The sequence below is a fragment of the Streptomyces sp. Xyl84 genome (assembly GCF_059731885.1).
Window position 1 is genome coordinate 2769879 of sequence record NZ_AP029182.1, and the last position, 12655, is coordinate 2782533.

11 protein-coding genes are annotated in these 12655 nt (G+C 74.2%); 5 read left to right on the top strand and 6 right to left on the bottom strand.

Going from position 1 to position 12655, the window contains the following annotated elements:
- Positions 1 to 53 precede the first annotated feature (53 nt).
- Positions 54 to 302: a hypothetical protein gene (locus tag AC6I72_RS11795; RefSeq protein WP_498004656.1), complete on the top strand. Its 249-nt coding sequence runs from the start codon at positions 54 to 56 to the stop codon at positions 300 to 302.
- A 154-nt stretch (positions 303 to 456) separates the two neighbouring features.
- On the opposite strand, the gene AC6I72_RS11800 is transcribed toward AC6I72_RS11795, so the two are convergent.
- Complete coding sequence (locus tag AC6I72_RS11800) at positions 457 to 1611, bottom strand: cystathionine gamma-synthase (RefSeq protein ID WP_498000745.1); 1155 nt, start codon at positions 1609 to 1611, stop codon at positions 457 to 459.
- A gap of 125 nt (positions 1612 to 1736) precedes the next feature.
- Between AC6I72_RS11800 and AC6I72_RS11805 the strand changes: the two genes are divergently transcribed.
- Positions 1737 to 2855, top strand: a complete 1119-nt coding sequence (locus AC6I72_RS11805; protein ID WP_498000746.1) for a hypothetical protein — start codon at positions 1737 to 1739, stop codon at positions 2853 to 2855.
- A gap of 53 nt (positions 2856 to 2908) precedes the next feature.
- Here AC6I72_RS11805 and AC6I72_RS11810 read toward each other — a convergent pair whose 3' ends face one another.
- Entirely contained in the window at positions 2909 to 3949 is a 1041-nt protein-coding gene (locus tag AC6I72_RS11810) for an NAD(P)-dependent alcohol dehydrogenase (RefSeq protein WP_498000747.1), read from the bottom strand.
- Positions 3950 to 4118: 169 nt separating this feature from the next.
- On the opposite strand from AC6I72_RS11810, the gene AC6I72_RS11815 reads away from it, so the two are divergent.
- Complete coding sequence (locus tag AC6I72_RS11815; protein WP_498000748.1) at positions 4119 to 5156, top strand: helix-turn-helix domain-containing protein; 1038 nt, start codon at positions 4119 to 4121, stop codon at positions 5154 to 5156.
- A gap of 148 nt (positions 5157 to 5304) precedes the next feature.
- Here the strand turns inward: AC6I72_RS11815 and AC6I72_RS11820 are convergent, their stop codons facing one another.
- Entirely contained in the window at positions 5305 to 6567 is a 1263-nt protein-coding gene (locus AC6I72_RS11820) for a L,D-transpeptidase (protein ID WP_498000749.1), read from the bottom strand.
- A gap of 535 nt (positions 6568 to 7102) precedes the next feature.
- Here AC6I72_RS11820 and AC6I72_RS11825 point away from each other — a divergent pair.
- The gene (locus AC6I72_RS11825) at positions 7103 to 7507 is read left to right on the top strand and encodes an LAETG motif-containing sortase-dependent surface protein (protein WP_498000750.1); all 405 of its coding nucleotides are present in this window, start codon (positions 7103 to 7105) and stop codon (positions 7505 to 7507) included.
- Positions 7508 to 7586: 79 nt separating this feature from the next.
- Here AC6I72_RS11825 and hutH read toward each other — a convergent pair whose 3' ends face one another.
- From hutH to AC6I72_RS11840, 3 genes are all read right to left on the bottom strand, one after another.
- Positions 7587 to 9155 carry a histidine ammonia-lyase gene (gene hutH / locus AC6I72_RS11830; protein WP_498004657.1) on the bottom strand — a complete coding sequence of 523 codons (1569 nt, stop codon included), beginning with the start codon at positions 9153 to 9155 and terminating at the stop codon, positions 7587 to 7589.
- Positions 9156 to 9254: 99 nt separating this feature from the next.
- Positions 9255 to 10406, bottom strand: a complete 1152-nt coding sequence (locus tag AC6I72_RS11835) for a GGDEF domain-containing protein (RefSeq protein WP_366723557.1) — start codon at positions 10404 to 10406, stop codon at positions 9255 to 9257.
- A 245-nt stretch (positions 10407 to 10651) separates the two neighbouring features.
- Complete coding sequence (locus AC6I72_RS11840; protein ID WP_498000751.1) at positions 10652 to 11446, bottom strand: enoyl-CoA hydratase/isomerase family protein; 795 nt, start codon at positions 11444 to 11446, stop codon at positions 10652 to 10654.
- A gap of 204 nt (positions 11447 to 11650) precedes the next feature.
- Between AC6I72_RS11840 and AC6I72_RS11845 the strand changes: the two genes are divergently transcribed.
- Entirely contained in the window at positions 11651 to 12577 is a 927-nt protein-coding gene (locus AC6I72_RS11845; protein ID WP_498000752.1) for a hypothetical protein, read from the top strand.
- Positions 12578 to 12655: the final 78 nt, after the last annotated feature.

The window sequence follows — 12655 nt, forward strand, 5'->3', positions numbered from 1 at the left end:
GCACGCGAGCGCAGGCGAGCCGTGAGCAGCACCGGCGGACGACGGGGGGCGTGGTGAACAGAGTGGAGCGTGAGGCGGCCGTACGGCGGATCCTGGAGCAGACACAGCCCCAGGTGCCCGCCGGGCTGTACGACGACGCCGTGCGCCGCGGCGCCCGCATGCTGCGCCGCCGTACGCTCGCCCGCCGCGCCCTGTGGCTGCTGCTGTGCGCCGCGGCCCTCGCCTTCACCGTGTGGGCGCTGACGGTGCGCCCCTGGGCGGAGCCGCCTTCGCAGACGACCCCGCCCGTGACGGACTGGTGAACCCGGGCCACCCGGCCACCGGGCGCCCGGGTCTCCGGATCGACGGCCACCGGCCGCCCGGCCGACGGCCAGCGGGCAGCGGGCAGCGGGCAGCGGGCAGCGAGCAGCGAGCAGCGGGCAGCGGGCAGCGGGCAGCGGGCAGCGGCCCGGCGTACTAGCCGAGGGCCTGCTGCAGGTCCTCCAGCAGGTCGTCGACGTTCTCGATGCCGACGGAGAGGCGGACCAGGTCCGCGGGGACCTCCAGGGCGGAGCCCGCGGCGGACGCGTGGGTCATGCGCCCCGGGTGCTCGATCAGGGACTCGACGCCGCCGAGGGACTCACCGAGGGTGAACACCCTGGCCCGGTTGCAGACCTCCACGGCCGCCTCCTCCCCGCCCTCGACCCGGAAGGAGACCATGCCGCCGAACGCCTTCATCTGCTTGGCGGCGACCTCGTGACCAGGGTGGTCGGGCAGCCCGGGGTACAGGACACGCGTCACGCGCCGGTGCCGGGACAGCATGTCGGCGACCTTGGTGGCGTTCTCGCTGTGCCGGTCCATGCGCACCGCGAGGGTCTTGGTGCCGCGCAGCACCAGCCAGGAGTCGAAGGGACCGGCGACGGCGCCCATGGCGTTCTGGTGGTACGCCAGTTCGTCGCCGAGTCCGGCGTCGCTGACGATCAGCGCGCCGCCGACGACGTCCGAGTGGCCGCCCATGTACTTGGTCAGCGAGTGCACGACGACGTCGGCGCCCAGCGCGAGCGGCTGCTGCAGGTACGGCGTCGCGAAGGTGTTGTCCACGACGAGCCTCGCACCGGCGTCCCGGGCGACCTGGGCGACGGCGGCGATGTCGGTGACGCCGAGCAGCGGGTTGGAGGGGGTCTCCACCCACACGACCTTGGTCCGCTCGGTGATCGCGGCCCGTACGGCGGCCGGGTCGCTGGTGTCGGCCACCGACCACTCCACGCCCCAGCGGGAGACGACCTTGGCGAACAGACGGAACGTGCCGCCGTAGGCGTCGTTCGGGATCACCACGTGGTCGCCGGGGGCGAGCAGCGTCCGCAGCAGGCAGTCCTCGGCCGCCAGTCCGGACGCGAACGCGAGGCCCCGGCGGCCGCCCTCCAGGGCGGCGAGGTTCTCCTCGAGGGCGGTCCTGGTCGGGTTGGCGCTGCGGCTGTACTCGTAGCCGCCGCGCAGACCGCCCACGCCGTCCTGCTTGTAGGTCGAGACCTGGTAGATCGGCGGGACGACCGCGCCGGTGAGGGGATCGGCGGTGTTGCCCGCGTGGATCGCGAGGGTCTCGAAGTGCTGACTGATGTGCTCGTCGCTCATGGGCCCGAGGGTAGTGCTCCCGGAGCCGCGGCGCGGGACGCCGGGCACGGCGGGCGCCGCGGGGTTTTCCACAGGCCCGGGGCGCAGGTTGGCCAATTGCCGGCGCCGTCTGGTTCGCTTGTGGCATGGAGATTCTCTGGGTGCTGACGGCACTGGTCCTGCTGAGCTTCGTGCTGCTCCCGTTCCTGCGGCGCAGGCGGGGCGTCATCGAGCAGGTCCCGCCGGGGCACCCGGACGCGGCGGACCCGGCGGACTACGGGTTCGTACGGCAGGAGGAGCTGGACGTCCGCATGCCCGGTCCCGACCAGGACCTGCTGGACGTGCTGGACCTGGTGCAGCGCACCCAGGACCACCACGCCGCCTCCCAGCTGCTGGCGGGCACCGAGGCGGAGGGCGAGCTGCGCTGGCAGCGCGTCCAGGCCTTCGCCGGTGCCGCGGCGCTGGAGCTCCAGCAGCGCCCGGGCGGGGTCAGCGAGACGCCCGGCGGACAGTGGCTGCGGGTGTGGCGGGCGGAGTCCCCCAAGGACGCGGGCGGCGCGGCGGTGCACGCCGAGTTCCTGGTGCAGCAGGCGTGGCGGACGTCGACGCCGGGGACGGACGAGTTCCGGATCATCATGGAGGAGGCCCGCGTCTCGTGCGGCGAGGCCGCGCTGCTGGCACCGGGCGATCCGGTCCCCTACATCATCGAGCTGTCGGTGGCGCGCGGACTGTCCTACTCCCGGCCCGAGTTCGAGCAGCTCTGGCTGAAGATCCTCGACCGTGCCCCGGCCCACATGGGCGCCCACCTGGCCGCGCTGCACTACTGGTGCGAGAAGTGGCACGGCTCGCGGCAGCTGGCGATGGAGTTCGCCCAGGCCGCCGCGGCCCGCGCCCCGCGCGGCTCGCTGCTCGCCGCCATGCCGCTGTTCGCGGTCTTCGAGCACCTTCCCGAGGTGAACCTGGTCCGCGGCTTCTACCAGAGCGAGGTCGTCACCAAGGCGGTCCACGGCGCCCTGCACGCCATCCACTCGGCCCGCCCCGGTGACCCGATGGCAGCGCACGTGCGCCACCTGCTCATCTTCTTCCTGGTCCGCTCCGAGCGCTGGGCGGAGGCCATGAACCAGCTCATACACGTCGACGGCCACGTCGGCGCCCTGCCCTGGACGCTGTCCGAGGACCCGGCGGCGGAGTTCGCCGTCTACCGCGCCCTGGCGGTGGCCGGCTACGAGGCCAACGGCGGCAGCCCGGCGACCCTGCCGCACTGACGCGCGCCCGCCCTGCCACCGCGTGCGCGTGGGGCCGGGCGGCGCCGGGTGTCTCAGATCGTCGCCGTGTCGATCACGAAGCGGTAGCGCACGTCGCTGGCCAGTACCCGCTCGTACGCCTCGTTGATCTCCTCCGCCCCGATCAGTTCGATCTCGGCGCCCAGGCCGTGCGCGGCGCAGAAGTCCAGCATCTCCTGGGTCTCGGCGATGCCGCCGATGCTGGAGCTGCTCAGGCTGCGCCGGCCGCCGGCGACCGCGGAGAGCGGGATCTGCACGGGCTCCTCGGGCAGGCCGACGTTGACCAGCGCGCCGTCCGTGCGCAGCAGGGACAGGAACGCGGGGAAGTCGAGCGGCGCCGAGACCGTGTTCAGGATCAGGTCGAAGGAGCCCTGGAGCTGCTCGAACGTCGCCGGGTCACTGGTGGCGTGGTAGTGGTCGGCGCCCATGCGCAGGCCGTCGTCCTGCTTGCGCAGGGACTGGGACAGGACGGTCACCTCCGCGCCGAGGGCGTGGGCGATCTTGACGCCCATGTGACCGAGGCCGCCGAAGCCCACCACGGCGACCTTCTTGCCGGGGCCGGTGTTCCAGTGCTTCAGCGGGGAGTACGTGGTGATGCCGGCGCACAGCAGCGGCGCGGCCACGTCCAGGGCCAGGCCGTCGGGGATGCGCACGACGTAGTTCTCGTCGACCACGATCTTCTCGGCGTAGCCGCCGTAGGTCGGCTCGCCGTCCTTGCCCACGGCGTTGTACGTCCAGGTCGGGCGGCGGACGCAGTACTGCTCCAGACCCGCGGCGCAATTGTCGCACTCGCGGCAGGAGTCCACCATGCAGCCGACGCCCACGCGGTCGCCGACGGCGTACCGGGTGACGCCGGGGCCGACCTCGGAGACGACGCCCGCGATCTCGTGGCCGGGGACCATCGGGAAGATCGCCTGGCCCCAGCCTTCGCGGGCCTGGTGGATGTCCGAGTGGCAGATACCGGCGAACTTGATGTCGATCAGCACATCGAACTCGCCGACTGCCCGGCGTTCGATGGTGGTGCGCTCCAGCGGCGCCTTCGCTGCGGGGGCGGCGTATGCGGCGACAGTGGTCATGCCGAGGGGTCTCCTAGCGGTTGGCGTGCCCGGCTGCCTTCCGGCCGGGCACGTCGTCCAGCGTGCCCCCTGGTGGGCCGTCCGCCCAGACCACGGTTCTGCGTACGTCCGCCGTGCCTACCACTGGCGGGGGCAGGATGCGGTGCGTAGGACCAGGGATACTGGACGTATGGACGAAAAGCCCGAAACGGCCGCGACGGAAGGCGGCGCGCAGACCGGGGCGCGGGCCGGGGCCGGTGCGGAGACCGGGGCGCGGGCCGGGGCCGGTGCGGAGACCGGGGCGCGGGCCGGGGCCGGTGCGGAGACCGGGGCGCGGGCCGGGGCCGGTGCGGGGCTGGAGCGGCGTGCCGAGCTGAGCGAGTTCCTGCGCACGCGCCGGGCCCGGCTCCAGCCGGAGGACGTGGGTCTGCCGCACTACGGACGCCACCGCCGGGTGCCCGGTCTGCGCCGCGAGGAGCTGGCCCAGCTGGCCGGCGTCTCTGTGGCGTACTACACCCGCCTGGAACAGGGCAACGGCCGCAACGTCTCCGCGGAGGTGCTGGACTCCATCGCCCGCGCGCTGCGCCTGACCGACGCCGAGCACGCCCACCTGACCCATCTGGCCAAGCCCAAGCACAAGAAGAAGCAGACGGCGCCGACGCAGCAGGTGCGCTCCTCGCTGCGGCAGCTGCTCGACACGATGGACACCGTCCCGGCGTACGTGGTGGGGCGGCGCGCGGAGCTGCTGGCCTGGAACCGGATGGCGGCGGCCGTCTTCGGCGACTGGTCGCAGCTGCCCGCCGCCGAGCGGAACTGGGCCCGCATGGTCTTCCTGGACCCGGGCACCAGGGACCTCTACGTCGAGTGGGAGCAGAAGGCGATCGACATCGTGTGCGCGCTGCACATGGAGGCCGGCTGCTATCCGGACGACCCGCGGCTGTCGGCCCTCGTCGGTGAACTGTCCGTCAAGAGCGAGGACTTCCGCCGCCTGTGGGCCACCCACGACGTCAAGGAGAAGAGCCACGGCGTCAAGCGCCTGCGCCATCCCCTGGTCGGTGAGCTGGCGCTGCGCTACGAGTCCTTCAAACTGGCCGACGACGCCGAGCAGTCGCTGGTGGCCTACCACGCCGAGCCCGGCTCCCCGTCCGCGGAGTCACTGCGCCTGCTGGCCAGTTGGGGTGCGGACGCGACACGGGCGGGGAGCGGGAGCCCGGCGTCCTCGGCGTGACGCCGGGCGGGCCGGCGGATCCGGCGGCGTGGCGGATCGGGCGGGCGGCTCGGACGGGGGCCGCTCCGGCCCCGCCCCGGCTTCCTCCCGCGACGAAAACACCGGTGCCGCCCTCGGGGGCGGCACCGGTGGGACAGCTGAGGGAGGGTCAGGCGGCGGAGCCGGCCTTCCACTGGGACCAGCTCATGTTCCAGCCGTTGAGGCCGTTGTCCGGGGAGACCGTCTTGTCGCCGGTGTGCTGCACGACGACGACGTCACCGAGCAGCGAGTGGTTGTAGAACCACGCGGCCGGCGTGCTCGGGTCCTTGGCGCCCTTCTTGTCCTGCAGGCCGACGCAGCCGTGGCTGGTGTTGGCGTTGCCGAAGACGGACGGGCCGCCCCAGTAGTTGCCGTGGATGAAGGTGCCGGAGTTGGTCAGGCGCATGGCGTGCGGCACGTCCTTGATGTCGTACTCGCCCTTGCCGTCGGAGTCCTTGAACCCGACCGTCGCGCCGTTCATCCGGGTCTGGGTGAACTTCTCGGAGATCACCATGGCGCCCTCGTAGGTGGTGTGCTCGGGGGAGCCGGCGGAGATCGGGATGGTCTTGACCGTCCTGCCGTCCTGCGTGACCTTCATCTGCTTGGTCTTGGCGTCGACGTAGGAGACCTGGTTGCGGCCGATGTGGAAGGTGACCGTCTTCTGCTGGACGCCGTAGACGCCCTGGGCGCCCTGCACACCGTCGAGGTCGAGCTTCAGCGTGACGGTGGAGCCCTCCTTCCAGTACTGCTCGGGGCGGAAGTCGAGGCGGTTGGCGCCGAACCAGTGGCCGACGACCTCCTGGCCGCTGGAGGAGGAGACGGTGATGTGCTTCTGCACCGTCGCCTTGTCGGTGATCGACTTGTCGAAGTTGATCGAGACGGGCATGCCCACGCCGACGGTGGTGCCGTTGTCCGGCGTGAAGGTGCCGATGAAGCTGTGCGCCGGGGCGACGGTGGTGAACGAGGCGTTCTCGTGGGCGGCGCGGCCCTTGGCGTCCGTGGCGGTGGCGGCGACCTTGTAGGTGGTGGAGCGGGCGAGCGGGCCGCTCGGCTTCCAGCTGGTCCTGTCCGCCGATATCTGGCCCTTGACGGCCTTGCCGTCGGCGGTGGTCATCGTGACGTCCGTCAGCGTGCCCTTGGTCACGGCGACCGCGGCGGAGTTGTTGATGGACGCGTTGTCGGAGCCGTCCGCCGGTGTGATCTTGATCTGGGCCTCCGACGTCTGCTGGGCCGCGGCCTTGTCCGCCGTGGCCTGCGAGCTGTCGTCGCCGTTCCCACCGGCCGCGTCGCTGCTGCCGGAGCAGGCCGAGAGCACCAGAACACCGCCGAGCAGAGCGGACGAGGCCATCAGGGCCCTGCGCCGCTTGCTGTTCGTCATCACACGCTTCTCCATCGTTGCCGTATTCCCCGAGACCCCTCGAATCCCCCGTCGCGAATCATCAACGCCGCGAATCCTCAACGCTACGACCGTTTCGTCCCGTTCCCCAGGCCGCCCCAGTGTGTGCCTCGCCACGTCGGCCGGGCCGCGGGGGCGGTCGCGGGGGCGCTGCGCGGGGGTTCGCGGGAGGTGCCTGTCATCATCCTCGCCGGGTCCCCGGCCCGGAAAGGCGGGGTCACGCCCGGCCGGGGCGGGGCCGCGCACGACGGGGTCGCGGAGCCGGCCGCGGGCCCCGGCGGCGGCCGCCTGACGCCCTGTCGGACCGCACGCGCCGGACCGCGTGCCCCCCGATGCGGGGGCAGTGTCTTCGGTCACAAGGGGGCGCCGCGTCCCCACGGCGCGCGCGAATCAGCGCAAAGCGCTACTGATCGGGTGGTGCGCCCGGGGCGGCCGCATGTCAAACCTCCCGTGACTTTCCCGTGACCCGTGGCTTTCACTACCATCGCCCCACACGGCCAATTCGCCAGTGCCACAAGGGGATCGATATTCCGTGTCAACCGCTCGCCGTACGCTCCTGACCGCCACCGCCGCGGGCACCCTGCTGGGCGCCCTGTGGTTCGTCCCCTCCGCGAGCGCGTCGGGGGACACCCCGGCGAGAGCGGTGGCCGACGCGGTGCCGACGGCGCACGCCACGGAGCGGGGACGCGCGGCGGCCACGACGGCGGACCGGCCCGCGGACGGGACGACGGCGACAGCCACGGGCTCCGGTTCCGGGAACACGGCCACCGCCGACGGCACGGCCGGCACCGGCGGGGCGCCCGGCACCGGCGGCACGGAACTGGCCGACACCGGAAGCGTCGACACCACTCCCTACGTCGTCGGCGGGTCGCTCTTCCTCGCGGCGGGCGCCGGCTTCGTCGTCTACTCGGTGCGCCGGGAACGCCTCGGCTTCTGATCCTCCCGGGGCTCCGGCCGGTCTCCTCTTCTGCCGGGGCTCCGGCCCGCTCCGGCCGGTGGAGCGGGCCGGGCCGGGCTCACCGCAGCGGGCCGGTCACCGTCTCGGCCGCGGCGACCAGGCGGCCGTCGCGCACGAAGGCGTCGGCGGCGGCCAGGTCCGGCGCCAGGAAGCGGTCGGGGCCGGGACCGCCCACGCCCGCCTCCCGCGCGGCGTCGATGACCGCGCGGCTGGCCGGGGCCGGGGCCAGCCCCTCGCGCAGCTCGACGGCGCGCGCGGCGGCGTACAGCTCGATCGCGATGATCCGGGTCAGGTTGCCGACGGCCGTGCGCAGCTTGCGCGCCGCCGACCAGCCCATGGAGACGTGGTCCTCCTGCATGGCGGAGGACGGGATCGAGTCGGCGGAGGCGGGCACGGCGAGCCGCTTCATCTCGCTGACCAGCGCCGCCTGCGTGTACTGGGCGATCATCAGGCCCGAGTCGACGCCCGCGTCGTCGGCGAGGAAGGGCGGCAGACCGTGGCTGCGGTTCTTGTCGAGCAGCCGGTCGGTGCGGCGTTCGGCGATGGACCCGAGGTCGGCGGCGGCGATGGCGAGGAAGTCCAGCACGTAGGCGACCGGGGCGCCGTGGAAGTTGCCGTTGGACTCCACCCGCCCTCCCCCAGTGCCGAAAGCCTGGGAGGTGCCCCCGGGCAGCACGACCGGGTTGTCGATGGCGGAGGCCAGCTCCCGCTCGGCGACCAGACGGGCGTGCGCGAGGGTGTCCCGTCCGGCGCCGGCGACCTGCGGGGCGCAGCGCACCGAGTACGCGTCCTGCACGCGGGGCGCGTCGTCCTGGTGGTGCCCGGTGAGCTGGGAGCCCTGGAGCACGGCGAGCATGTTGGCGGCGGAGGCGCCCTGGCCCGGGTGCGGGCGGATGGCGTGCAGCTCGGGGGCGAGGACCTTGTCCGTGCCGAGCAGCGCCTCCAGCGACAGGGCCGCGGTGATGTCGGCGGACTTGTAGAGGGTGTCGAGGTCGGCGAGGGCCATGACCAGCATGCCGAGCATGCCGTCGGTGCCGTTCAGGAGGGCGAGCCCCTCCTTCTCGCGCAGTTCGACGGGCTGGATGCCGTGCTCGGCGAGCAGTTCGCCGGCCGGGCGCACGGCGCCGTCGGGGCCCTCCGCGTCGCCTTCGCCCATGAGGGTGAGGGCGCAGTGCGACAGGGGCGCGAGGTCGCCGGAGCAGCCGAGGGAACCGTACTCGTGCACGACCGGGGTGATGCCCGCGTTGAGGACGTCGGCCATGGTCTGCGCGACCTGGGGGCGGACGCCGGTGTGCCCGGAGCAGACGGTCTTCAGACGCAGGAACATCAGGGCGCGTACGACCTCGCGCTCGACCCGCGGGCCCATGCCGGCGGCGTGCGAGCGGACGATGTTGCGCTGCAGCTGGGCACGGAGTTCGGGGCTGATGTGCCGGGTCGCGAGGGCGCCGAAGCCGGTGCTGACGCCGTAGACGGGGTCGGGCTCGGCGGCCAGCGCGTCCACGATCTCGCGGGCCGCGGCGAGGGCCGCCACCGCCTCCCCGGACAGTTCGACGCGCGCGCCGTCGCGCGCCACGGCGAGGACGTCGGACGCGGTGACCCCCGACGTCCCCACCACCACAGTGTGCATATCCATATTCAGGAGCGTACGCAGTGAATGCGGAGATGTCACTAGTGGGTCCGGGGGGTGACCCTTACCACGGCCGCCGGTCCGCCCCGCCGGGGCAGGTCAGGGCCGGCGCCCCCGGAAGCGGCGCCGCTCGGCCGGTGCGTCGGGGGCGGCCGGAGGCTCGTCGGCCAGGCGGACCACCGGGTCGGCGGGGCCTTCCCGGCCGGCGACGACCGGACGGTCCGCCCGCAGCGCCTTGGCCCGGTACTGCGCGGCGTCGGCGAGCCGGAACAGCCGGCGGGCCGAGGGCACCGGTCCGATCGCGTCCTCGGTCGACGCCACTCCGCAGGCGACGCCCTCCCCCAGCTCCAGCTCGGCCGCCCGCCGGCACAGCTCGTCGGCCGCCTTGACCACTTCGTCGGCGGCCGGGCCGACCGCGAGCAGACAGAACTCGTCGCCGCCGAGCCGGGCCACGAGGGCGCCGGGCACCGTCGCCCCGCACAGCGACAGCACCGAGCCGAATCGTTCCAGCAGCCGGTCGCCGACCGCGTGGCCGAGGGTGTCGTTGACCCGCTTGAGCCCGTTGAGGTCACAGACGACGAGACTGACGACGACCCCGTCCTCGCGGTGCCGCTCGATCGCCTCCTCCAGCCGCACGTCCACGGCGCGGCGGTTGGCGAGCCCGGTGAGCGGGTCCGTGAACGCCAGCCTGCGGGCCTCCTCCAGCCGTTCCGTCTGCGCGAGGCCCGCCGCCACCACGGCGGCGAGGACCGTGGCGAAGTCGGCGTCGGACCGGTCGAAGACGGTCCGGCCGGCCGGGCGGGCGACATACAGCTCACCCCAGGCCCGGCCGTGCTGCACGATCGGCGCGACCACGCAGCAGCCCCGGCCGCGCCGGCGCAGCGCCGCGACCCGCTGGTGGCAGTAACCCGGCTGTCCCGCCGCCGGGCCCTCGGCGGTCTCCACCCACGCGTCCGGCTCGCCGCCGGAGGCCCACCGCTCGTGCAGGAACTCGGCGATCTCCGGGAACTGGTGCACGGGGTACGCCTCGCCCTCCGGGAACTCCTCCTCCTCGGGCGCCCGGTCCCCCACGTTCACCAGCACCCGCAGCCGCCCGCGCTCGCGCTCCCACACCGACAGCGCGGCGAAGCTGCCCTCCAGCGCCCGGCACGCCCCGAGCGCCGCCGCCCGCCACGACTCCCGCGGCGTGTGCGCCGCGGCCATCCCCTGCGCCAACGCCACGACGGCGGCCAGTCGCCTGTTCTCGCCCATCACCCCAGGCTAGGGAGGTTTCACCTGATTCGGGACATTGGTGGGGCTGAGAGAGGCCGTGACCACGGCCACGGACGGAACCGGTGCGGTGATCCGGGCGGAAGGACCCGCCGGGTTTCGCCCGGCACGGACGGCCCCGGGGAGACGGCCCCGCCGGGACCGCCCGGGAGGGACGAATTAGCCGGGACCGCGCGGAACGGACGGCCCGGACAGAACGGGCCCGGAAGGAAGAATCGGGGAAGGGCTCACTCACCCGGCCAGCGCGGGGCCCGCTTCTCGTTGAAGGCCGCGACGCCCTCCGCGCGGTCCGCCGAGAAGGCCGTCGAACGCCAGGCCGCGTCCTCGACCTCCAGACCGGCCCGCAGGTCCAGCCCCTGCCCCAGCCGCAGCGCCCGCTTGGCCGCGCGCAGTCCCACCGGGGAGTTCGCCGCCATCCGGGCGGCCAGCTCCAGCGCCTCCTCGCGGTCCCGGCCCTCCTCCACCAGCAGGTCCACCAGCCCCAGATCGCGCGCCTCGGCCGCCTCGAGCCGCCGCGCGGTGAAGATCAGCTCCGCGGCACGCGCCGCGCCGACCCGCCGGGGCAGCAGTTGCGTGCCGCCACCGCCGGGGATCACGCCCACGGACACCTCCGGCAGCCCGACCACGGCCGTACGGTCGGCCACGATCACATCGCAGGAGAGCGCCAGCTCGAACCCGCCGCCGAGCGCGAAACCGTGCACCGCGGCGACGGTCGGCATCGGCAGCTCCAGTACGCCGGTGTACGCCCCGCGCGCGACCGGCCGCTGCCGCAGCAGGTCGGCGTCGGTGAAGGAGTTGCGCTCCTTGAGGTCGGCCCCGACGCAGAACGCCCGCTCGTGCGAGGAGGACAGGACGACCACGCGCGCCTCCGGGTCGGCGGCGAGCGCCGCGCACGCTCCGGCGATCGACCGGGCCATGTCCGTCGACACGGCGTTCATGGCCTTGGGCCGGTCGAGGACGACTTCCGCGACATGGCCGTGCCGCCGCACCAGCACGAACTCCCCGAACCGCTCCTCGCTCATGACACCCTCCCGGTTAACGCGGGTTAACAGATCACCGCCCCGATCATCTCAGCCGCGCCCGTACGGGGAAAGGGGCTCCCTGTCGAGACCCGGCACCCCGTTCGAGTGACATTCCGGCCGACCCGCGTGAAACCCCTGCGCCACCGCATAACGTGCGTCCGCCACGGCGCAACGGGGGGCGCGAGCGCATCGGGGAGGAGCGCGATGAGGACGGACACGACCGGCACCGCAGAGCAGGACGCCATAACCACCGGCGACCGCGACGGCGGCAGGGACCCAGGGAGCAGCACCTCGGACGCCCCGGACCCGGGCCCGGGAGACATCGCCCCCGGCGACAGCGCCCCCGCCAGCACAGATCCCGAAGGCAGCACCCCCCGCAGCACAGGTCCGGGAGACGGCGCCCCCGCCAGCACAGGTCCGGGAGACAGCGCCCCCGGCGCCGCGGATCCCGGCGACGCCACCCCTGGCGGATCCGGCCGATCCGGTCGCCGCGCTCCCTTCCGGGGCCCGCGCCTGCGGGGGCGGCACCGCCGGCCCCGGCCGCGCCGGGTACTGCTCACCGCGGGCGCGCTGGCCGTCACCGCCGGTGTGCTGAGCCTCGTACGCCTGACCTCGGAGTACGGGCACGGCGGTCCGGGGACCGCCGAGGCGGAGCCCTACCGGCACCCCGGTCAGGGCGGCGTCACGGCCGCCCCGTCGTCCGGCGCCGCCCTCACCGCGACCGGCACGGCGAGGGCGGGGAAGGGGCCGTCGGTCCTGCCCTCCTCCGCGCTCCCCATGGGCGGCATCGGCGCCGCGGCGGCTCCGGGCACCGCTCCCGCACCGCCCGCCTCCGCGTACGGCACGGGCCCGGTCCCGTCCACCGGCCCGGCGCAGGCGGCGGGCCCCGCCGCGGCGGGCACCGCGTCACAGCGCCCCGAGACCACGCCCCCGCCGGGCGCTCCCGCTCACCCGCCCGCGCCCGCCGGCACGTCCCACGCCCCGGCCCCCCACCCCTCCACACCGGCGCCCGCGCCGAGCACCCGCGCCCCGGCACCCCCGCCGCCGCCCTCCGGCGGGGGCGGCGCGGGCAGCGGGGGCGACGGAGACCTGTGCATCCCGGTCATCGGCGTGTGCGTCGGCCTCCGCTGACGCACACCCGGCACACAGCGGCCCACCGCCCGGCACCGGCACCCGGCGCCGCGCCCGGCGCATGAGGCTCGGAGCAGA

Excerpts from the sequence above, each read along its gene's own strand:
- AC6I72_RS11820 (WP_498000749.1), bottom strand. The coding sequence starts at position 6,567 with ATGGAGAAGCGTGTGATGACGAACAGCAAGCGGCGCAGGGCCCTGATG.
- AC6I72_RS11835 (WP_366723557.1), bottom strand. The coding sequence starts at position 10,406 with ATGGGCGAGAACAGGCGACTGGCCGCCGTCGTGGCGTTGGCGCAGGGG.
- AC6I72_RS11810 (WP_498000747.1), bottom strand. The coding sequence starts at position 3,949 with ATGACCACTGTCGCCGCATACGCCGCCCCCGCAGCGAAGGCGCCGCTG.
- AC6I72_RS11800 (WP_498000745.1), bottom strand. The coding sequence starts at position 1,611 with ATGAGCGACGAGCACATCAGTCAGCACTTCGAGACCCTCGCGATCCAC.
- AC6I72_RS11840 (WP_498000751.1), bottom strand. The coding sequence starts at position 11,446 with ATGAGCGAGGAGCGGTTCGGGGAGTTCGTGCTGGTGCGGCGGCACGGC.
- AC6I72_RS11815 (WP_498000748.1), top strand. The coding sequence starts at position 4,119 with ATGGACGAAAAGCCCGAAACGGCCGCGACGGAAGGCGGCGCGCAGACC.
- AC6I72_RS11845 (WP_498000752.1), top strand. The coding sequence starts at position 11,651 with ATGAGGACGGACACGACCGGCACCGCAGAGCAGGACGCCATAACCACC.
- AC6I72_RS11805 (WP_498000746.1), top strand. The coding sequence starts at position 1,737 with ATGGAGATTCTCTGGGTGCTGACGGCACTGGTCCTGCTGAGCTTCGTG.
- hutH (WP_498004657.1), bottom strand. The coding sequence starts at position 9,155 with ATGCACACTGTGGTGGTGGGGACGTCGGGGGTCACCGCGTCCGACGTC.